13 protein-coding genes and 1 pseudogene are annotated in these 22,134 nt (G+C 39.4%); 8 read left to right on the top strand and 6 right to left on the bottom strand.

The window, feature by feature from the left end:
- Position 1: 1 nt before the first annotated feature.
- Positions 2 to 292 carry a hypothetical protein gene (locus ACH8JV_RS12945; protein WP_396521645.1) on the bottom strand — a complete coding sequence of 97 codons (291 nt, stop codon included), beginning with the start codon at positions 290 to 292 and terminating at the stop codon, positions 2 to 4.
- Between the two features lie 413 nt (positions 293 to 705).
- Between ACH8JV_RS12945 and ACH8JV_RS12940 the strand changes: the two genes are divergently transcribed.
- On the top strand, positions 706 to 1,437 hold the full coding sequence (locus ACH8JV_RS12940) for a 4'-phosphopantetheinyl transferase (RefSeq protein ID WP_396521643.1): 732 nt from the start codon (positions 706 to 708) through the stop codon (positions 1,435 to 1,437).
- Between the two features lie 42 nt (positions 1,438 to 1,479).
- On the opposite strand, the gene entS is transcribed toward ACH8JV_RS12940, so the two are convergent.
- The 4 genes from entS to fes are packed head-to-tail and all read right to left on the bottom strand — an operon-like array spanning position 1,480 to position 11,335.
- The gene (entS, locus tag ACH8JV_RS12935; RefSeq protein ID WP_396521641.1) at positions 1,480 to 2,730 is read right to left on the bottom strand and encodes an enterobactin transporter EntS; all 1,251 of its coding nucleotides are present in this window, start codon (positions 2,728 to 2,730) and stop codon (positions 1,480 to 1,482) included.
- Complete coding sequence (locus ACH8JV_RS12930) at positions 2,727 to 9,878, bottom strand: amino acid adenylation domain-containing protein (protein WP_396521639.1); 7,152 nt, start codon at positions 9,876 to 9,878, stop codon at positions 2,727 to 2,729. Before ACH8JV_RS12930 ends, entS begins: the two co-directional genes overlap by 4 nt.
- Positions 9,879 to 9,890: 12 nt before the next feature.
- Entirely contained in the window at positions 9,891 to 10,106 is a 216-nt protein-coding gene (locus ACH8JV_RS12925; protein WP_396521637.1) for an MbtH family protein, read from the bottom strand.
- Between the two features lie 29 nt (positions 10,107 to 10,135).
- On the bottom strand, positions 10,136 to 11,335 hold the full coding sequence (fes, locus tag ACH8JV_RS12920; protein WP_396521635.1) for an enterochelin esterase: 1,200 nt from the start codon (positions 11,333 to 11,335) through the stop codon (positions 10,136 to 10,138).
- A 266-nt stretch (positions 11,336 to 11,601) separates the two neighbouring features.
- Between fes and ACH8JV_RS12915 the strand changes: the two genes are divergently transcribed.
- The 5 genes and pseudogenes from ACH8JV_RS12915 (at position 11,602) to ACH8JV_RS12895 (ending at position 16,206) form a co-directional block, all read left to right on the top strand.
- Positions 11,602 to 12,372: an SDR family oxidoreductase gene (locus tag ACH8JV_RS12915; RefSeq protein WP_174764941.1), complete on the top strand. Its 771-nt coding sequence runs from the start codon at positions 11,602 to 11,604 to the stop codon at positions 12,370 to 12,372.
- 44 nt (positions 12,373 to 12,416) lie between these two features.
- Positions 12,417 to 13,640: an isochorismate synthase MenF gene (locus ACH8JV_RS12910; protein WP_396521633.1), complete on the top strand. Its 1,224-nt coding sequence runs from the start codon at positions 12,417 to 12,419 to the stop codon at positions 13,638 to 13,640.
- Positions 13,641 to 13,651: 11 nt separating this feature from the next.
- Positions 13,652 to 15,316 carry a (2,3-dihydroxybenzoyl)adenylate synthase gene (locus tag ACH8JV_RS12905; RefSeq protein WP_396521631.1) on the top strand — a complete coding sequence of 555 codons (1,665 nt, stop codon included), beginning with the start codon at positions 13,652 to 13,654 and terminating at the stop codon, positions 15,314 to 15,316.
- Positions 15,317 to 15,336: 20 nt separating this feature from the next.
- A pseudogene (locus ACH8JV_RS12900) lies at positions 15,337 to 15,987 on the top strand (isochorismatase family protein); the annotation flags it as partial.
- Positions 15,988 to 16,005: 18 nt separating this feature from the next.
- The gene (locus ACH8JV_RS12895) at positions 16,006 to 16,206 is read left to right on the top strand and encodes a phosphopantetheine-binding protein (RefSeq protein WP_373368118.1); all 201 of its coding nucleotides are present in this window, start codon (positions 16,006 to 16,008) and stop codon (positions 16,204 to 16,206) included.
- Positions 16,207 to 16,250: 44 nt separating this feature from the next.
- On the opposite strand, the gene ACH8JV_RS12890 is transcribed toward ACH8JV_RS12895, so the two are convergent.
- The gene (locus ACH8JV_RS12890) at positions 16,251 to 19,400 is read right to left on the bottom strand and encodes a multidrug efflux RND transporter permease subunit (protein ID WP_396521629.1); all 3,150 of its coding nucleotides are present in this window, start codon (positions 19,398 to 19,400) and stop codon (positions 16,251 to 16,253) included.
- A 217-nt stretch (positions 19,401 to 19,617) separates the two neighbouring features.
- Between ACH8JV_RS12890 and ACH8JV_RS12885 the strand changes: the two genes are divergently transcribed.
- Both ACH8JV_RS12885 and ACH8JV_RS12880 read left to right on the top strand, forming a co-directional pair.
- The gene (locus ACH8JV_RS12885; protein ID WP_396521627.1) at positions 19,618 to 21,579 is read left to right on the top strand and encodes a TonB-dependent receptor plug domain-containing protein; all 1,962 of its coding nucleotides are present in this window, start codon (positions 19,618 to 19,620) and stop codon (positions 21,577 to 21,579) included.
- A gap of 140 nt (positions 21,580 to 21,719) precedes the next feature.
- Positions 21,720 to 22,121, top strand: coding sequence for a transcriptional repressor (locus tag ACH8JV_RS12880; RefSeq protein ID WP_077163922.1), 402 nt, complete (start codon positions 21,720 to 21,722; stop codon positions 22,119 to 22,121).
- Positions 22,122 to 22,134: the final 13 nt, after the last annotated feature.

The raw sequence follows: 22,134 nt of genomic DNA, 5'->3' as shown, positions 1-22,134 counted from the left end.
TTTAACCCCGTAAGACAAAAATACAGCTATACGCTAGGGCATTGGCAATGAATAAATAGATAATCGCTTTTCGTCCGGTCGTGAAAAAATAACTGCCAAACATAATAGGCATCCAAAACCAAGGAACACTCCACATACCCACTTGCACCAATAAATCCATGGCAACATAAGGCTGGCCTAATAAAACAATTAAATTCCCAATCGCGATAGAAAGACTTAGACCAAAAACACCACCAGCAAAAGTTTTACTCCACCAGTCTGGCTGGATAGGAGACTGAATTTTAGCTTTCATGAAATCAGTTTCCGTTTAAAAAGCGCCATAAAAGGGAGGAAAGACCATGCAAAAATGATGAGCATGAACCAGCAAAAAGTGGCAACCACTTTCGGTAAGTTTGCAAAGAGCGCAATCAATCCAATGCCTAATAGCACTAGACCCAAATACTTAAAGAAAGTAGGAAGATGTTGAGACAACAGATTTTGGTTGCTATGACTACAATAGATACTGACCGCTCCCAACAGGGTCAAAAAAAGTCCTATAAGTTTCATAATCGATGTTTATAAGTAAATTAAAGTCAAAATTTACCCAATAGTATAAGTAAATAATAATTATTATCAAATGATAAATATAATTATTTATAGAGTTACAGTAAGTAAGTTAAGATAGGAGGTAACTCATTAAAAATATTTATTTTGAAGTCGAATACAGTGAGTCATTATCTATACATTCCTGAACAAATCAGTAAATCAATTTATGAAATTTCGAACCCTATTTTTTTTACATCAGAGCTATTTTGTTATGGGCTATATTTATCGCAAACAATGCATTTGCATATAGACCAACAATTAGAGCATCCACTAAAAATTGCTCAAGCGCGTGTCGAACGTAAAAATGAGTACTTATGTGGCAGGGTCTTAGCTCAGGCTGTTTTAAATGATCATTTCGGTTTAGATCAGCCAATAACTTCTATGCATGAACATTTACCCATCTGGCCATCTCATGTTTTGGGGAGCATTAGTCATTCACAAAATAAGTTAATTGTTGGGCTATCTAATAGCGCGCTTTATTTGGGAATTGATATCGAGCATTGGGTGACCTCAGAATTTGCTCAAGAGAGTGCACATCTTATTTTAACGCCATCTGAGTTTGATTTATGGAAAGGTAAAGCGGCAGAGTTTTTTGATTTTGCCCGCTACGTGAGCTTAATTTTCTCTGTAAAAGAAAGTCTATATAAAGCGGTTTATCCCACTGCAAAGCAATATATTGATTTCTTAGAAGCATCTATCGTTGATATTAATTTTGAAAATCAAAAATTAACGCTAACTTTTTTGCCGGAAATTCAGCAACGTTATCAACTCTTGGAACAATATCAAGGTGGCTGGGCTGTAGAACAAGACCATATTATGACTTGGGTTTCTCAGGCACGAAATTTTGCTTAAAGCAAAAGAAGGCAACCAATTGCCTTCTTTTTTATTTAGAGATTAATTTTCTTGTAACTTAGGATCTTGGAAGCCTGTTTCACGCATATCTTGAGAGTTGAATAAGAACATAAAACCGACTGCAAAGCTTAATATGCCAAAGAAGAGGATACTTCCTGATATTGGTAAAAAACGTGTTAAGAGACCCAAAGTTGTAGTGGCAATCGAGTCGCCTAACGCATCTTGTGCAAGCCAGATTGAATTAATACGCCCTAAATATTCATCAGGTGTATGTCCTTGCACAATGCTGTATTGAAGCAAGTTGGCAATCGACATCAAATATCCAAACACACATAAAATTGGTAAAGTCACTATGAGCCACGGTGAAAGTCCAATCATAATCATGCAACTAAAAACACCTAAGCACGTATAGAGCATGACTAAGCCGGGTTTGAGTAACCTTGTTGTCCATCCACTTAGTAAGGCACCTAAAGTTGAGCCTAACGGAACGGCCGAATACATAAGTCCGAGTTCAAATGCGCCGCCGTGAAAAATTTCATCTGCCATTTGTGGAAAAATAATACGAATAGCACTGCTAAAACTCAGCAATGTTCCAATTAAAATCGTGCTACCGATTACTTTATTTTTAAAAACAAATTTAAACCCTTGAGCTAATTGGCGAAGAGGACTTTCGCCATTTGATGCATGTTGTGGTTTAAGCGCAGGCAGCCCCATCAATAAAAACACAGTAAGTAAAGTACCCACCGTTGAGACCCAATACACGGTCGCAACACCGCTAGCAGCAATTAAAATACCGCCGATTGCTGGTGAAATAACGGTTGCAAGACGTACGGATACCATACTAATCGCACGGGCTTGTACAATATTTTCGCGCCCTACAATCACGGGCATGATCGCCATCATTGCGGTTACACCGAGTGCACCAAAGAAACCATCCCATGCCGATAAAAAATAAATCGCATAGAGCGAAGGGTGCTCAAACATGGCGTTGATGGCAAGGCCAGCAAAGCCTAAACCACAGACACCACGTGCCAATAAAATTAGCCATTTTCGGTCTTTGCGATCTGACAGCAAACCACCAAGTAATAAGCCAATAAACATGGCAATGCCTTCAAAAGCCATTGCGACAGCAACGTTAAGCGAGTTACCCGTAATGTCATAGACCTGTTTTGGAATAGCTACGACCAACATGCCAATCGTTAACAATGACAATGTGCGGGCAATAAATACATGTCGGAAATGAGCATTACGTTTTAAAAGACTAAAGTCGGTCAATATAGATTTGAAGCTCATGGCGTGTGCTCCTCTAAACCGCGTGCCTGACAAATCATGCGGTTTAAAATCGGACCAAGTGTTTCAAGCTGCTTCGGTGACAATATATCGGTATGGTCCGCTTCGCTTAGTCGAACAATATTAAGTTTTTTAACTAAAGGTGACCATTGTTGTTCTGGTTGGATATACGGCAGCAAGTCTTTTTCAGCAACAACTAAGTGTAGTTCACCATTAAACTGCGGCATTTTATAAGGTTTTAATAAACGGACGGCATCGCGGTAGTTCGCAAAAATATCCTCTTGTAAACGCCGTGTTTCTTCACTTAATGCCGTATCTGCATCGGCTAAAATATCATTAAAGAATTGAAGCTGCTCTTGTTCAGCTTCAGCATTCATTTCCTCTACTGACAAATCTAACCACTGATGAATTTCAGCAGGGTAAGTGTCTAATAAGCCGAGATAATCAACTTTTTCACCTTGTTCAATTAACTTCGCTGCAACCGCATAAGCCACCGTACCGCCAAGTGAATAACCTAATAAAGTATATGGGCCTGTTGGTTGTTGCTTGCGAATAATCTCAAGTTGTTTTTCAACCAGCTCATCCATATCTGTACTATTTGCCAATAAGCCATCTGGTCGAGGAGACTGCAAACCGATAATAGGCAAATCAGAATGCAAATAACGATTCAGAACAGTATATTGCCATGCCGAACCAGAACCCGGGTAGAAACAGAACAATGGATGCCCAGAGCCAGAACGGATGGGTAAAATAGGTTGCATGCCAGTTTGTTCAACTTCAGCCAAACGTTCTTGTGTAAGCAGTAAAGCTGCTAAACGTTGAATCGTGACATGACTCATCAACTGGCCAATTGGAATGGTCCGCTTAAATACTTTTCGGATCTCAATTGCAAGCTTCATCACCAAAATGGAATGTCCACCAATCGCAAAGAAATCTTCGTTAACACCAATATTCTGATCTGTATTTAAAACTTGCTGGAAAATACGTGTCAGTTCGTGTTCAAAAGCAGTGGTGGCATACTGTTTTTCTGTATTTGTAGGATTAATTTTTGGTTGCGGCAGTGCTTTACGATCTAGCTTCCCATTATGACTTAATGGGAATTTCTCAACTAGCACATAGTGTGTAGGCACCATATAAGCTGGAAGCTGTTTCGCTAATTGTTTCTTTAACTTCTCAATATCCACAGGTGCTGTTGTTTGCAAGTAAGCAACCAACTGAACATCAGCTTTATTTTTTTCAGAAGAAATAGGATGTACAACTACATCAAGGCTGCTGATTAAGCATAATTGCTGTTCAATTTCACCCAGTTCAATACGTTGTCCACGTATTTTTAGCTGGTCGTCAGCACGACCCACATATTGAATACTGCCGTCTGCATGCCAACGGGCAATATCACCAGTGCGGTACATGCGTTGACCTGCTGCAAATGGGTTTGCCACAAAACGTGTTGCTGTTAAGTCCGCTCGATGTAAATAACCCATAGCCAGTTGGTGGCCTGCCAAATAAAGCTCACCATCTACTCCAACAGGAACAGGGCGTAAGTATTGATCTAAAATATAAAGCTGGGTATTCCAGACTGGATAGCCAATTGCAACGCTACTTTCTTCTGGGTGTAATCCCAGTGTTGCATCCATATAACTCACATCTACCGCAGCTTCTGTTGGGCCATATAAGTTATGCAACTCACAGCTAAAGTGCTCGGTAAATGATTTTGCTAAAGCCGTTGGTAATGCCTCACCACTACAGAACACTCGGCGGATTGGTAAACTTTGACGCTGAGCAGATGACAAAATTTCGGTAGCAGCATTTTCAAAAACAGCCAACATTGACGGTACAAAATGTAATGTTGTTACTTGGTATTTTTGAATAAAACTTAACAATGCCAATGGGTCACGGTGTGCATCTACAGGTGCCATAACCAATCGTGCGCCTACTAAATAAGACCAGAAAAACTCCCATACCGAAACATCAAAAGTGCATGGCGTTTTTTGCAAAATCGTATCGTTGGCTGACAGTGGATACTCTGATTGCATCCATAAAATACGGTTCACAATGGCTTGGTGAGAAACCATAACACCTTTTGGCTGGCCTGTTGTACCCGATGTATAGATTAAATATGCCGGATGCTGTGGCGTAATCACTGTCGTTTTATAGCTGCTTAAATCAACCTTTGTTTCATCAAACAATTCATTAAAAGTAAAGGTGGCTATTGATGGATGGGCAATAGCAGCTAGGTCTTTTTGTTCACCAATCACAAGTTTAGATTTGGCATCCTGCAACATAAATTTGATGCGTTCAGACGGATGTTGTAAATCAATAGGTAAATAAGCTGCACCTGCTTCAATCACCGCTAAAATAGCGATACTCAATTTGACTGATCTTGGTAGGGCAACCGCAACAATATCACCAGCCTGTACACCTGCACTTTGTAATTGCTGCGCTAACGCACAAACTTGCAAACTCACTTCACTGAAACTGAGCTGATGATTTTCATCAGATAACGCCGTTTGTTCAGGCGTAATTCGAGCTTGTTCTCTGAGTAATTGCTGTAACGTGCTCTGGCGAACATAGTATTGGGTTTGATTTGCTTTCTGGATTAAATCGTGCTCTTCAGCCAGCTGCAAGCGATAATGATTTAGAGACGTCTCTGGTTCATTTAATGCAATTTCAATCAACTGAACCATTCGTTCGAGGAAATGCTCTGGTTGATCAATTACACCACGCTGTTCAAGTAATAGCTCAATTTGATGATCAGGGATAACTAACAAAGCAAGCGGGTAATGGCTATAACCACGATTTGTGAGTTTTGAAATCGAAGCATCCCCAAGTTTTTGCTTTAAATACTGGTTATCAGGATAGTTTTCTACGACTAACAAACTATCGAAAAAATTGCCTTGCCCCACTAATTGCTGAATTGCGCCGAGTCCTAAACCATCATGTTCTAAATGTTCAACATGCAATTGCTGTAACTGAGTCAATTGTTCCCAAAGTGTTTGCTGCATGTTGAGCTTTATACGCACCGGAATCGTATTTAAAAACAATCCAATCTGCTGCTCTAAACCATTGATAGGCGCTGAACGCCCTGAGACAGGGGTACCAAATACAATATCTTCACGATGAGCATAAATATTTAAAGTCATTGCCCAAATCATTTGCATGAAGACATTGAGCGTGATGCCTTGCTGGCGTAATTTGTGTTGAAGTTTTGCACCCAACTCAGCACTTAAACGATATGAAGTTTCCTGTACAGCTTGCTGTGCTTGATTAAATAAAATAAGTGGCTGCAAATCAGTTAAATCACGTTGCCATATTACTTTTGATGTTTCATGGTCACGTCCAGATAAAGCTTTAATCACTGTTTCATAACTATATTCAAGCACTGGCAGTTGTTGGTTAGTCTGCTGATAAGCCTTGATAAAGTCTTGTAAAAACAGCGGAGTTGACCAACCATCAGTTAACAGATGATGCACCATAATCAATAATTCTGAATGTTCTGGAGCATGTTGAATTAAGGTTGCCCGAATCAGACCATAAGGTTGGTCGAGATGAATCGGTTGCTGCAATGCTTCTTGAATGGTTTGCTCAAGCAAATCGGGAGTGACCGAACAAAACTGAACTGGCCAAGCTTGAGTAGGATGTAGTGAATAGATAAAAACAGGTTCTTCAGCTAATTCACTATCAAAATGCCCACCTAGTTGCGGGTGACGTTTTAATACGGTAATCAACGCTTGCTGTAAACGTACCGGATCAATGTCTCCATTTAAACTAAGACGAGTAAAGGCATTATAGTTCGATTGATTTTCTACTTGAGATAAGAACAGCATGCCTTTTTGCAAAGGAAGCAAAGGTAAAATCGTGCTGTTTTTGCCATATTTTTCTTGAACTTTTTGCTCTAGGTCTGCTGAAAATAACGGTTTTGAAACGGCCGCTTGTTGTTCATCTAAACGGGTGAGTTGCGGTGCGATAGCGGCGACTGTTTTAAATTGGAATACATCACTTGGTCTTAAGCCGTAACCACGTTGGCGTAGTTGAGTACAAAGCATAATGGCCGAAATACTATCGCCACCTGTCATAAAGAAGTCGTCATCAATTCCAATTGCGTCAAGCTTAAGAACAGATGCAGTAATTTGACATAAAAGTTGTTGTTCAGGCGTTTCGGCCATTCGGCTATGGGTACGAATTTGAGGCTTTGGCAGTGCCTTTTTATCGACTTTGCCACTTACATTTCGTGGAAATTCGGACATAACAGTCAGGGCAGATGGCACCATATATTCAGGCAGGTTTTGACGTAACTGACTTAAATATTGCTGACTTAATTGCTCACTGGTTTTTTCATCAAGTTCAATGTCTTTGACTACACAATAACCGAGTAAACGATGACTGTTATTAATCGGTTCTGCAATCACGACTGCGCTTTCAACATTGGCTAAAATCGAAAGTGCATTTTCAACTTCACCGATCTCAACTCGATAACCACGAATTTTAATCTGATCATCACAGCGTCCCATAAATTCAAGTTTACCCGCGCTATTCCAGCGGACTAAATCACCTGTACAGTACATGCGCTGTCCATGTTCAAATGGATTCGCTACAAAGCGGGCAGCACTTAAGTCAGCGCGACCTAAATAACCATTGGCAATCCCAAAACCAGAAATATAAAGCTCACCAATGACACCAGTTGAGCATCGTTGCAAGTGGCGATCTAGTACGTAGGCCTGTGTATTACCAATAGGGTTGCCAATGACAGGGCGAGCTGTCTGTTTTAATTCTGCTCGGAAAGTATCAACCGTATATTCTGTTGGGCCATACAAATTATGAGCAAAAAGTGCTGGCTGAGCATTGAGCTGTTGCCATAAAGCTAACGGTGCAGCTTCACCACCAATCAAAATAAGACTTGGATGATGCTGATTTTCAGCAAATAAGCCGTTTGTCATCATTTGCGCACAAAAAGATGGAGGCAAATCAAGTGTATCGATTTGTCGTTGTTGAATTTCTTGCACTAAGCCAAAAGCATCACGACGCATGTTTTCATCAAAAATATGTAGCTCTTGGCCCCATAACATCCAGAAAACTTGTAACCAAGATGAGTCAAACGAGAAAGAGTGTGTATGCGCTGCACGTAACGGACGCTCAGGGAAACGCTCATTTACAGCTTCTAATACAGGCCAGTAAATGGTTGGTTTATGTGACAAAATGAGGTTGAGTAAAGAACCATGTGTGTTCATTACCCCTTTAGGACGGCCAGTACTACCTGAGGTGAAAATCACATAAGCAACATCTTGGAAATCAAATTTGCGATTTTCGGCAGCAATATCACTCGCATCTTGCTTTCGAATTTGCGTTTGAACATCTTCATGATCAAGGTATAACTGCTGAATATTTTGTGGCAGTTGCTGCGCAAGAGCTTGTGTCGTTAATACAAATAATGGATTTGCATCTTCACACATCATTTGCATACGATCGATTGGATAATCTAAATCGAGAGGTAAGAAACTCGCACCAGAATTGAGTACAGATAACATCACCACAACTGAGTCAATCGAACGAGGAATAGCTCCAGCAATGACAGTTTGCTTTTTGGCCCCATTTTCTTGTAAAAAACGAGTGAGTTGATTTACTTGTACCGCAAGCTCAGCAAAACTAAGATGCTGAAGGTTTGGACGTTCACCACTCACAATGGCGGTACGTTCAGGATATTTTTTCACTTGCTCATAAAAAATATCTAGAACATTATTATATTGTTCAGGATGGTTAACACGTGGACCAATACCACTTTGAGTTAGGGCAGCAAGTTCTTGTTGTGTCGTAATATTAAAATTGCTACATGCCTGTTCTGGACGAATTAGAGCTTGTTCAAGTAATAAAGTTAAGCGTTGACCATGGTTAAATAGTTCATCTTGTGTATAACGCTGCGAATCTGCACGTAGTTCGATAATGAGTTCATGATCTTGAACAATAAAAGAAAACTCAAAATCATCAATTGGTCCTGTAGAAATATGGTGTGTTTTGACTTTTTCACCATCTAACATCAAGTCTTGATCAAAAGCTTTATAGTTTAAAATAGGGCCGTACATTCGTTCATGAATATCGATACTATTTAAATCTCTTAAAATTTGTTCGGCATCGTATTTCTGATGCGGACGAATTTGTCGTAATTGCTCTTGTACATGTTGAGCCAAGCTTACCCAACTGTCTTTTTCAGCAACTTTAAACTTCACAGGCAAGACATTTACCGTCGGTAAGGTTGAGCGAATCGCCTTTGAACCTAAACGACGCATAAATGGAATACCATTAACCAAATCAGCTTTATCGGTCATTTTGTAAATATAATGTAATGACAATGACATCATCATGTCATTCAAAGCTAATTTAGATTGCGCAGCCAAAGCCTGAATTTGCTCTAAAATTCCTGTCGAAAAACGGAGTTGATGCTTAATAAATGTCGCTGTGGTTTTTGCCGCTAAATGATGAGTACTTAAACTAACTGGACTAGGTAAATCTTCACAATATGCCTTCCAGAAAGCTTGGTCTATTTTAAATTGATGGCTATTTTCATAAGCCTGACGCTCAGAAATAACATCATTAACGCCAATGAACGGAGAAATTGGAAGGTCTTTTTCTTCTTGTAATTGCTGATAGAGTTCAACAATACGTTTAGTCAGGTTAATCATGCTAAAACCATCAAGCATGATGTGGTGATAACGTTGATACCAATACACTTTGTCATGGGTCGTAAATAACACCTGACGAAACAGTTGAGATTCACCCGCTTTAAGTGATTTAGCACATTGACGATCTGATGGCATCCAGTCCCATAAACGTTGCTGAGCTTTTTTAGGCGTTAAATGACAAAAATCAAATTCTTCAATTTGAAACTGAACTTGGTTATTAAGCTCAATAAACGGTTGAGATGGGTCAGATGAATACGAAGCAATGACTGTGTCGGCTTCATTTAAGCCGATCTGAATTGCTTTTTTAAACGTTGGGATATCGACAGTTTTTGGTAATTCCAAACAATGCGCAATGGTATATAAATCTTCAATTGAACTTAAATGATCGGCAAGAAAAATACCGAGCTGAGTAGATACCAATTCAAAACGAGCGGGTTGAGAAAGGTCCGGAGTAAATTCATTGTTTAATGCTTGATTCATTACAATACTCCTTTACGCTTGTTGAAAGGGGTTAATTGCAAGCCAGTGCTTTTCTACATATGCAATACACGAAGCCCGCGTATCAGGTCCATACTGAATATCCCACCCCGATGGCACCTGATGTTGAGCAGGCCATAAACTGAACTCACCTTGTTGATTTTTTAAAACCTGAAAAGACAAATTTTCATTATCGAAAGGATTAATATAGTTTTCCTGTAAGTTGCTCATGATATTGTTATCCTTGATGAAACAAATGGTTATAGTGAAAGAGTTTGTTGCAATGCCTTAAGCAAGTCAGTACGCCAGTTCACGGCATCATGTCCGCCTGAAAAAGTGTGAAAACTCACTTGATTGAATGATTGCAATTGTTGATAAAGCTGAAGTGCATCGTCCCGCATATCGGTTTCATACGTGCCGGCACTGATATAAATTTGAGTTGTTTTTGATAATGGACGAGATAGGTTTTGAAGCAGTTCTAAAAGATTACCTTTATGTTTTTGCCCTAAAATACTGTTTGAAAAATCTGACCACCAATAAGATCCAGACTGCAAAATCAGGGAAGTAAAAATGGTCGGAAACAGCAAAGCGCTATGTAAAGCACATAAACCACCTAAACTTTGACCACATAACGTAATGTCTGTTTTAGAAATAAAAGAATATTCTTTTAAGAGTATTTCAATGAGTTCATCAACCACCGCCTGACTAAACGCATCATGACAACCATAATCTTGTTGGCGTTGTTGACTATTTAAACTATGAACAAAAACATAAACTGCTGGACGAATCTTATTTGAATCAGTCAAATGCTGAATTTCGGGAATAATTGAAAGCTCTCGGCTCCAGATTTGGCCATCAAGCAATATGACGAGTGGCAAGTCTTCTTGAGTTGATTGATGACTAATAAAAACGTCAACTAAATAGTCCTGTTGGCATAAGAGACTTGACCATTGAAATGTCTTTGTAATTGGGCAATTGCTTATTAAAGATTTTGTGTTTTCGAGTTGAATTTGATTGATGTATCGGGCCAGATGTCCCGTATAAAACTGATGTTGATTGAATGAGTCAATTTGAGCATTTTGTTTAAGCTCCTTTTGCCACCATGAGCGTCGTGTTGCCGCACAATCTGTTTCTGGCGCTTCTTCACTAGCGGTCACTACAACATAACTACCAGTCCAAGCTAAGGGCAGCTCTATTTCAAAGAAGTACACATTTGTTCCAGCTATATGGCTAAAACGATTCCACTTTTGATAGATAGAAGGGCTTTGTGAATAAATATCAATATAGACAAAGATACTTTCTTTAGGCTCAGGACCACGCCAAACAAAGGTACAGAGCGCTTTATTTTTTTGTAGGTTAACTAGCGGACTACCTATTTTTTTAACGGTATTCCACCAGACCTCACTCCCAACATTGAGTTGTTGAAATAGGGGATGTAAGGGATGAGAAAATGGCTTCATTTTGAGTCCATCTCGACAAGAAAGCGCGGTCAAATTAACAAAATGATTCTCATTAGTAAATGAAAACAATTATCATTATAATCAATAAAAAAAGACAGATTTTATTAAAATTATTAAAAATCAATAAAATAAGTCTAATTCTTGGTTAATAAATAACTTGATTTAGATTGTAATCTTATGTTTGATATTTATCGCACTTGATAATAATGATAATTATTTGCAATTATGTGGCGGAATTTACTATTCGAGTCAAACTGGAGTAAAACATGAGCTCTACCATCGTAGTCACAGGTGCTGCAAGAGGTATTGGAGCTGCTATTACAAAAAAATTATTGCAGCAAGGGTATCAAGTGATCGGCATCGACCGACAAGAAAATCCCGAACAATGGGAAATCACACAAAAGATAGAAAGCAGTGAAATATCGCGTTGGCATGGCTTTCAGCAAGATATTACTGATCAAGAAACAACAGCGAAGCTCATTACAGATATTTTAAACAAACATAGCGTAACGGGTTTAGTGAATGCGGCGGGCGTATTGATTATGCGTTCTATGCTTGAAGCAAAGACAGAAGACTGGCAAACACTTTTCGCTGTAAATGTCATGGCACCCATCGCAATTAGTCAACAACTTGCCAAGCACTTTTGTGAAAAAAAGCAGGGAAGTATTGTCACGATTAGTTCGAACAGTTCACGTATGCCACGTATACAACTGGGCATGTATGCCACCAGCAAGGCTGCGCTGAGCCATTACTGCCGTAATCTTGCGCTTGAAATCGCACCTCACCAAGTAAGGCTTAATATTGTTTCACCAGGCTCTACTCTAACTCAAATGCAGCAGCAGCTTTGGACAGATAATTCACCTCCGCCTGCGGTAATCGATGGAGATTTAAGCCAATACCGTACAGGCATTCCCTTAAGAAAATTAGCCCAGCCTGAAGATATTGCCAATACGGTCAGCTTTTTACTTTCTGATCAAGCTGCACAAATTACCATGCAAGAAATTGTGGTTGATGGAGGAGCCACTTTAGGCGTTTAAACATTCATTCATTACAACAAAATAACTGTATAAGGAGTTGCGAGATGTCGGCACAGCATCCGTATTTTATCCAACGAGAAAATTTTACTGAAAGCCGCGTTGCATTAGCCCAAGAAATTTTAAATTGTGGAAATGACGCAGGTTTTATTTTCACAACGCCAGAATACACCATCAATAGTGATAAAAAATTACGAGATATTCAAGTTGCTAAAAATAGCCTTTTAAAAGATTGGTTAGATGAAGCACGAGCTCAATTAGAACTTGCAATGAATGACGGTTATAAAGACGTCAAGATTATGGGTGGACTACCATTTTGTTCGGCAGCCGATGTCAATTTAATGCTGATGCAAAATGCAAAAATCTATCAGAAAGTACTCTATGCACAGTCTGATATTGATTTTGGTTCTTTATCTTTAGAAAAGGCGGATTATTTCCCTTTAGGTGAACATTACCAACAGCAGGTTGAATATTTAGTTCAGCAAATGCAAGCAAAAAAACTTGATAAAGCCGTACTTGCTCGTATTTTACAACTTGAATTTGAACAAAATATTCCTGTCTCGGACTTATTTTATAACTTAGCCAAGCATAATCCCGAAGGCTATAACTATGCAGTCGCGAGGCATCCTCAAAATGAAGGATGGTTTGTCGGTGCAAGCCCCGAACTTTTAATTGCAAAGCAAAATACAAGAATCTGGAGTAAACCGGTTGCTGGCACATTGGCTCGGGATGACGATCCAACCCTAGACCAAAATAACGCCAGAGCATTACTTGCTTCACAAAAAGATCAACATGAGCATGCACTCGTCATCGAAATGATTGCCGATGAGCTCACACCTTTCTGTAAGCAGTTAAAAGTACCTAAGCAACCATCCCTCATTCGTACCAAACGCCTTTGGCACTTGGCATCACACATTACTGGCGAACTTAAGCAAGCTGATACACATGTTTTTGACTTAATTGAACGTTTACACCCAACACCTGCAATTTGTGGGGAGCCTAGTCCAATTGCGAAAGAACTAATTCAGCAACTTGAACCATTTAACCGTGAATTATTTGCAGGGACCATGGGCTGGGCCGATGCCGAAGGCAATGGTGAGTGGTCTGTGACCGTGCGCTGTGCTCGCATTTATCAAAATATTGCCCGTTTATTTGCAGGTGCAGGAATTGTTGAAGCTTCTAGACCACAAGCTGAACATACTGAAACCGCTGCAAAGTTTCGTACCGTACTTGATGGCTTACACATTTCACCAGACCAATTACTGCGATAAGGAATAAATAAATGACAATTAAGAATTATTTAGTAGGCGCTGTACCATATCCAGAAGAATTTGCTGAGGTTTACCGTAAAAAAGGTTATTGGATTGGGCAAAATCTGAGTGATTTTTTACGCGAAAGTGCTCAAAAGTATGCAAAAAACATTGCAATTTATGATGGTGATAAAGCCGTTAGTTACGCTGAGTTTGATCATTTAGTTGACTGCTGTGCAAGCCATTTATATCAATATGGCTTACGTGCGGGCGATAAAGCCGTCGTACAAATGCCAAACCGCTATCAGTTCTATGTTCTATTTTTCGCACTGATTCGGCTTGGTGCTTTACCGATCATGTCTTTGCCTGCACATCGCTATGCGGAACTCAGTAGTTTTTTTAAACAAACTCAAGCAAAAGCTTATTTCTGTGCTGATTTTGGTGCACAAAAATTTGATTACCGAGAGCTAGCCGAAAAGCTTCAGCAAACTGCTCCTTGTTTACAACATATATTTGTCCTTGGAAATGCCGGCAAATTTATAGCCATTGAGGATCTATTAAAAGAAACCCATATTTCAGATGAGGCGATTTCGCCAACTACGGCAGATCAAGTGGCTTTTTTACAGCTTTCAGGGGGCAGTACAGGTGTTCCGAAACTGATTCCACGTACTCATGATGATTATCTATACAGTGTGCGTGAGAGTGCCAAAATTTGCGAACTCAATCAGACTTCACGTTTATTGATGGTTTTACCTGCGGCACATAACTTTTCAATGAGCTCGGCTGGTTCTTTGGGCATTTTTTATGCTGGTGGCGCTGTGGTTTTAGGTACAGATCCAAGTCCGGAAACTGCATTTCCACTTATTAAAAAACACGGTGTGACAGATGCTTGTTTAGTTCCTGCTTTAGTTCGACCGTGGATGGATAAAGCAGCCAAAGATCAAGATCCAATATTATCAACTCTACGTTGTTTACAAGTCGGTGGAGCACGCTTACCCGATGCTGTTGCCTTACGTTTAATTGATGAGTTTAAGGTTAATTTGCAACAGGTCTTTGGAATGGCTGAAGGACTTGTGAACTACACCCGTTTTGGCATGTCAAAAGAACAAATTATTCATACCCAAGGTTTAAAAATCTCGCCAGATGATGAAATTTTGGTGCTAGATGATCATGACCAACCCGTAGAAGCTGGACAGGTAGGGCATTTACTCACTCGTGGTCCTTATACCATTCGCGGCTATTACCAAGCACCGGAGCACAACGCTCGTTCTTTTACACCAGATGGTTTTTATCGTACAGGCGACTTAGTTCGTATTCGTGAAGATGACTGCATTGTTGTAGAAGGGCGTTCAAAAGAACAAATCAATCGTGCTGGTGAAAAAATTGCGACTGAAGAAGTGGAGCAAGCTTTATTAACTCATCCACAAATTCGCCTTGCAGCACTGGTTGCTATGCCTGATGAGATTATGGGTGAAAAAAGCTGTGCCTTTATTGCATGGCAATCACAAGCCGATGATCCAAGCCCAATTCGTCTTGCTATGTCAGTTCGTCAGCATCTTAAAGACTATGGTCTTGCTACCTACAAAATTCCCGATCGAGTGGAATTTATCGAACAGTTTCCATATACAGCCTTTGGAAAAATCGACAAAAAAAGATTACGTCAACAACTTGAAACTAAAACCAATGTTCTTGCTTAAAGATAAAAAGGAAAAATTTGATGAGTATTCCCAAAATTGCCAGTTACAACATGCCTCAAGCCCATGAGTTTACACCCAATAAAACCCATTGGCAGTTACATACCAATCGCGCAGTGTTACTGGTCCATGACATGCAGCAGTATTTTTTAGATTTTTATGACCAAACTCAAGCGCCTATTCCAGAGCTTATTAAAAATACCAAAGAACTGATTGAAACTGCGCGTAAGTTTAATATTCCAGTGGTCTATACCGCACAACCTGGTAATCAGACACCTGAACATCGCCAACTATTGACCGATTTTTGGGGAACCGGGTTAAAAGATGATCCGTATATTACTCAGATTTTGCCGGAAATCTCGCCTCAGAAAAATGATACCGTTTTAACAAAATGGCGTTATAGCGCATTTAAGTTTTCACCGCTTGAACAACTTATGCGTGAGTCAGGTCGTGATCAGCTCATTATTTGTGGTGTTTATGCCCATATTGGCTGTCTCATGAGTGCAGCAGAAGCATTTATGCTCAACATACAACCATTTTTATGTGGTGATGCACTCGCTGACTTTAGCCGTGAAGAACACGACATGGCATTAAAATATGCAAGTACACGTTGCGCTCAAGTCATGACAACTCAACAAGTGACTCGTGCTTGGGAACTAGAACAAGCAGCCTCGCCATTAACCCAAGCAGGGATTGTTCAAGCGGTAAGTGAGCAACTACAGATTCCAGCTTCAGACATTCAGTTAAATGATGATTTACTTATGCTTGGGCTTGATTCAGTTCGTTTAATGACTTTGGTGGGCAAATGGCAGGCTTATGGTGCTCAAGTGAGCTTTGAAGATTTAGCGGAACAACCTACATTAGAAGTATGGATTGAGAAACTAGTCGCTTAAAATTAAATAATAAAAAAGCAGATCATTGATCTGCTTTTTTTGTTCTATAAAGATGGATGATCTTTTCTATATTTAGATACACGTCTAAACCAACCCCGTCCAAGTGACCATTGCAAAGCCGGTAAACTATGTACAAAAACAAAGAAAAAGACCGTAAATACAGGGACTAGTAAGGTTCCTATAACTACACTGCCAAATACACTCATACCAATTTCATGGCGACTCACGGCACCAGCACCTGTAGCAACGACAAGGGGAATGACGCCCGCACCAAAAGCTAAAGACGTCATTAAAATGGGGCGTAAGCGCAGAGCTAAAGCCTCACATGCGGCTGTAACATAGCCTTTACCTTGTTTTATGGCTTTAGTTGCGAACTCGACAATTAAAATTGCATTTTTACAAGACAAACCAATACCCGTTAGTAACGCAATTTGGAAATATACATCGTTTGGTAAGTTAAAGATTTGAGCAAATACAATAGTTCCGGTAATTCCTAGCGGAAGCCCAAGCAAAATAATAAGAGGCACTTTCCAGCTTTCATATAAAGCAGCTAAACATAAGAAAATAAATAAAATAGAGATAATGTATAAGAATAAGGCTTGCTGGCTCGATTGCTGTTCTTGTAACGAGAGACCACTCCATGCGACATCTACACCAGACTGTTTACCCACCATATCACTTAACTGTTGCATTGCCTGACCTGAGCTAAAGCCAGAACTAACATTTGCTTCAAGTTGTATTGCAGCAAGTCCCATAAATCTTGTTAGTGTTTCTGGGCCACCAGTCCACTCACTTTGACCAAAATGCGCAAGAGAAAGCATTCCACCTGTATTATTACGGACGTGCCAATAAGCTAAATCTTCAGGTTTAGAACGAAATTCAGCATCACCTTGCATAATAATTCGTTTAATTTTGCCTCTTTCAACAAAATCTCCCACATAGTTTCCACCCCAAGCAGTCGATAAAGTTGAACGAATCGCTTGTTGATCAATCCCTAATATCTTGGCTTTATTCTGGTCGATTTGAATAAAAACTTCAGCCTTATTTTCATCTACAAGCGGACTTAAATTTTCAAACGCAGAGTAATTGTGAGATTCTTTTTCTAAAGCTTTATATTGTTTAATGAGTTCATCGCGTCCTTGACCATTTACATCTCTGAGCCAAAGTTCTAAGGCATCAGATTGACCCAAACCAGAAACACTTGCAGGCATACCTACCATGACTTTGGCTGGTAAGTTTTTTTGCAAATAACTTTGCGCACGCTCACGTATAGCACTTGCAGTATTAGCTTCGCCTTTACGTTCATTCCAGTGTTTTAATGAAATAAACGCCATACCTAAGTTTGGACCGCTACCTGAAAAATTTTGTCCATTGACTACAAGTACGGTATTGATATTTTTGGCTTCATGCTCGAAGAAATAGTTATTAACCAGTTTACCTACTTCTTGTGTTTGGCTCATAGATGCACTGTTATGCAAACTATAAGGAACAGCTAATAAACCCTGATCTTCATTTGGAATAAAGCTCGTCGGTAAAGTACGATAAATAATGATTAACACAGCCAATAAAGCCAATACGGCAAGACATGAAAGTGCTTTAAATTTGATTAAACTTTTTGCTAAAAAACTAAAACCAACTTTAATTTTTTCAAGCAAAGTCTCAAGCTTCTGTCCCCATTTAGGTTTTTGAGTTTGTTTTTTTAGTAAGACAGCACACAAAGCAGGCGTAATAAACATGGCTACTAATAAAGATAACAACATCGCAGCCGCTAAGGTGATTGAAAACTGGCGGTAAATCATCCCCGTTGAACCACTAAAAAAAGCCATGGGGATAAATACGGCGGTTAGTACCAAGGTAATACCCATCAATGCACCAGTAATTTCCTGCATGGACGCCGAACATGCATCACGAACACTTAATTGTTGTTCATGTATAAGCCGTTCAACATTTTCAACTACGACAATCGTGTCATCGACCAATAATCCGATTGCTAGAACTAGTGCAAACAGGGTAAGGGTGTTAATGCTCATTCCAGACAAATACAACACAACAAAGGTGCCGCAAATCACAATAGGAACAGTAATGGTGGGAATGAGTGTAGCGCGCCAATTTTGCAAAAAGAGGTACATAACAATGACGACTAAAACTACGGCTTCAAGCAAAGTAATAATGACTTGTTTAATTGACTCTTCAATAAACGGCGTATTGTCCCGCAGATAAACAATTTTATATCCAGCGGGTAGATGCTGCTTAAGCTGTTCGATTTTTGCTTTAATCAAAGCAGAGGTTTCTATTGCGTTTGCATCGGGACTGAGTGAAATGCCCAAACCAGCAGAAGGATAGCCATTTAGCGTATTAATACTTTCATAGTTTTCGGCACCTAACTCGACTCTCGCCACATCTTTTAAATAAACCAGACTACCATCTACATTGGCTTTAACCACCACCGATTTAAAATCGTTGACTGTTTTTAGCCGAGAACCCGCAGTGACTTTGGCATAAATATTCTGGTCAGAAGCCGAAGGCATGGCACCAATGGAACCCGCAGCAATTTGGGTATTATAGTCTTCAAGTGCCTGTTCAATATCACTCGGCATAAGTTGATAATTTCTAAGCTGATTTGGATTTAACCAAATACGCATGGCATAACTTGAACCAAATACATCAACTTCACCAATTCCTTGCAATTGTGAAAGCGGCTGTTCAAAGTGATTGACCATATAGTCCGATAAATCGATATTGCTGGCTTTACCTGTCTCATCGTATAGCCCCACAATTAACAGCATATCACCTGTAGTTTTCCAAATATTTACCCCTTGCCGTTGTACTTGCTCGGGGAGACGGTTTAATGCGCTATTAATGCGATTTTGTACTTGTAATTGTGCTTTATCGATATCCGTACCAATTTTAAAGTGAATATCAATACTACCCGTTCCCGAAGATTCACTATTTGAAGTGAAATAAAGTAAGTTATCCAGTCCTTTGATTTGTTGTTCTAAAATCTGCGTTACGCTTTCTTCAACTGTTTCGGCCGAAGCACCGCGGTAGTTAGCAACCACTCTAACGCTTGGGGGAGCAAGGTTTGGATAACGTTCAACTGGCATTGCCCGAATAGAGAAAAAACCAAAAATAAGAATAGTGATGGCAATGACAGATACAAAAATAGGGTGATAAATAAAAAATCGAGAGAGCATTGTTATGTCTACTTTAAGCTTGTTTTCAATAGGTTTTTAGGCACACCAAATTGCAATATTAACTTTTTTAAATCAAACAAACAATAATGATTATCATTATATAAATAATAATTACTTTTATCTTGAACAATAAAAGTCATGAGGCTATCATGCTCGGCACATCATAAATGATAACAATTATCATATGGTAATCGTTATAAAATATAAGGACCGAGAAATGACATTAACGAAAAAGGCGCTGGTGGTCGCTCTCTCAACACTGCTTCCATTCGCAGTCCAAGCAAATACAGATATTGAGCAACAGGGTACAAATGAACCTGTTCAAAAACTTAAAACTATTGTGGTTTCTGCTGCTTTAAAAGAACAAGATGTAGATAAAGCACCCGCATCCATTAGTGTCATCACAAGTGAAGATATTGAACGTAGTGCGGCACTCAGCCTTGCCGATGTTTTACAAAAACAAGCTGGGGTTTATAACTATAACAGTGGCCAAGATAAAATCGTTATACGGGGAATGCTGAATACCTCGGGGAACTACACCTTAATTCTTTTAAACGGTAAACGCATGTCATCTAATGGCGCCATGTGGCGAGGTAATGACTTTGACTGGAGCGCAATTCCTTTAAATAGCATTGAGCGTGTTGAAGTGATTCGTGGGCCTATGTCATCACTCTATGGCGCAGATGCGATGGGCGGTGTAATTAACATCATTACTAAAAAAGCAGAAGATGGACAATTACACGGTTCTATTTTTGGTCAATATAACCGGGCTGACCGAGGCGATGGTAAAAACCAGTACCGTTATGGATTTAACCTATATGGTGGTTTAACCGATAATTTAAGTTTTACTCTGGCAGGTGACGCCTATAACCGCGATGCGTGGTATAGAAAAGGCCAGCCAGATCCAGATGGTGCATATTTTGTAGAAAAAGACACCAAAAACGTAAATGGTACTTTAAGCTGGAATATTAATGATCAGCAAACTCTAGATTTAGATTTGGGTTATAACAACGATAAACGCCCGCTGACGCAAGATGCAGCAACATCTATTCAAGAATCTGAAATGAAGCGAACCAATGTAGGCATTGCTCACCGTGGTAAATGGGCTTGGGGAAAAACAGAAGCTTATATTGGTAAAGAAACAGCTAAAATCTATGACTATGACAGTGAGTACGATGCGCCGCAAAGCCGTCACTATAAACAAGAAAATTTAATTGGCCGTGCTTTTGCCAACTTTGACTGGCTCATGAATAATACGACCAGTGGTTTTGATTATAAAGATCAGAAAATTACAGATGTCGTAAGTTATATCGGCACAGGGAAAAACCAGCAAAAAAGTTATGGCATTTTTGTGCAAAACGATACCCATATTAATGATGCACTTACCTTAACATTAGGTGGTCGTTACGACGATTTTGATGACTTTGATGGTAAAACGACGGGTAAAGCCTATTTAGCATATCAACTCGCTGAAGGAGTCATACTTAAAGGTGGTGTGGGACAAGCTTATAAGGTACCAGCACCTGCTCAGCTAGATATTAACTACTCAATGATTTCATGTGGTGGCAGCTGTCATATTCGAGGTAATCCAAACCTAGCGCCAGAAGAAAGTACCAACTATGAAGCATCCTTAATTGTGACCCGTCCAAACTGGAATGCTGGCGTTACGGTTTTCCAAAATGATGTAAAGAACTTGATTGAAGCCATTACCTTAAGTGATGGTGACCCGCGTTTAGTAGGTGATTTTAGAAAAATCTGGACCAATGTGAGCCGCGCAGAACTCAAAGGTGTGGAGCTTACAGGTGGATATGATTTCACTGACAATTTAGGTGTTAAGGCAAACGCAACTTATCTAGACGCGAAAAACAAAACTACAGGTAAAGACTTAACCGAACGACCAGAATGGCTTGCCAATGGCTCTATTTCTTGGGCACCAGTTCAAGACTTCCGTGTAAATGCAGGCGTGAGTTATGTCGGCAAACAAATGTACTCAGCGACTAAAGAATTACCAGCTTATACGACCTATGACGTCACGTTTACATCTCCTATTACGCCACGTTTAACACTGGACTACGGTGTAAAAAACCTGACCGATGTTGACTTGGAAGATAAAAACAAAACTTTTAATACCAAACTTTATGGCCGCAATTACTTTGTGAAAGCGACTTATAGTTTCTAAGTTAAATCTAGACTCAAAGCTTATTCATAGGGGAATAGGCTTTGAGCTTTTTAGTGAGTAAATATCCATAATTTTCAGGTAAATATAGACAAAATAATTTTTAAAACTTTCTATATTTCTAAACTTTAAGGTTAATTAACATGACGACAATATCAAAATCATTATTAAATGGACTACCGATAAAAAAATCGAGAATACAGGTTTTTGAAATTTTAAATCAGAACCCTCACGGCTTAAGTGCCGATAGTATTTATGCACAACTTAAAAATGAATATAAAATTACGCTAGGAACTATTTACCGAATTTTATCTGAATTTGAAAATCGTAAACTCGTCAAAAGAGTGTTTTTGGGAAAAAGTAAAAGTATTTATAAACTCAGAAAAGACAAAATGAGTTGTAATCTGATTTGCTTAAAAACAGCCGAAACTTCAAGCTTTGAACATGAAAAAGTGAAGGAACTATTGCACGAAGTTATGGATATTATTTTTGCAAATACTGGAGCAGACATCAGCAGTGTAGAACTTAATCTCTATACTGAATAAAGAATCCCTTCTA

This window comes from Acinetobacter sp. ABJ_C5_2 (assembly GCF_044538485.1).
Lineage (GTDB): Bacteria > Pseudomonadota > Gammaproteobacteria > Pseudomonadales > Moraxellaceae > Acinetobacter > Acinetobacter nosocomialis_A.
This window is presented reverse-complemented; position numbering and strand designations above follow the sequence as displayed.

What these genes read in the sequence shown, in the direction of transcription:
- ACH8JV_RS12945 (WP_396521645.1), bottom strand. Translation starts at nt 292, where the DNA reads ATGAAAGCTAAAATTCAGTCTCCTATCCAGCCAGACTGGTGGAGTAAA.
- entS (WP_396521641.1), bottom strand. Translation starts at nt 2,730, where the DNA reads ATGAGCTTCAAATCTATATTGACCGACTTTAGTCTTTTAAAACGTAAT.
- ACH8JV_RS12930 (WP_396521639.1), bottom strand. Translation starts at nt 9,878, where the DNA reads ATGAATCAAGCATTAAACAATGAATTTACTCCGGACCTTTCTCAACCC.
- ACH8JV_RS12925 (WP_396521637.1), bottom strand. Translation starts at nt 10,106, where the DNA reads ATGAGCAACTTACAGGAAAACTATATTAATCCTTTCGATAATGAAAAT.
- fes (WP_396521635.1), bottom strand. Translation starts at nt 11,335, where the DNA reads ATGAAGCCATTTTCTCATCCCTTACATCCCCTATTTCAACAACTCAAT.
- ACH8JV_RS12915 (WP_174764941.1), top strand. Translation starts at nt 11,602, where the DNA reads ATGAGCTCTACCATCGTAGTCACAGGTGCTGCAAGAGGTATTGGAGCT.
- ACH8JV_RS12910 (WP_396521633.1), top strand. Translation starts at nt 12,417, where the DNA reads ATGTCGGCACAGCATCCGTATTTTATCCAACGAGAAAATTTTACTGAA.
- ACH8JV_RS12905 (WP_396521631.1), top strand. Translation starts at nt 13,652, where the DNA reads ATGACAATTAAGAATTATTTAGTAGGCGCTGTACCATATCCAGAAGAA.
- ACH8JV_RS12890 (WP_396521629.1), bottom strand. Translation starts at nt 19,400, where the DNA reads ATGCTCTCTCGATTTTTTATTTATCACCCTATTTTTGTATCTGTCATT.
- ACH8JV_RS12885 (WP_396521627.1), top strand. Translation starts at nt 19,618, where the DNA reads ATGACATTAACGAAAAAGGCGCTGGTGGTCGCTCTCTCAACACTGCTT.
- ACH8JV_RS12880 (WP_077163922.1), top strand. Translation starts at nt 21,720, where the DNA reads ATGACGACAATATCAAAATCATTATTAAATGGACTACCGATAAAAAAA.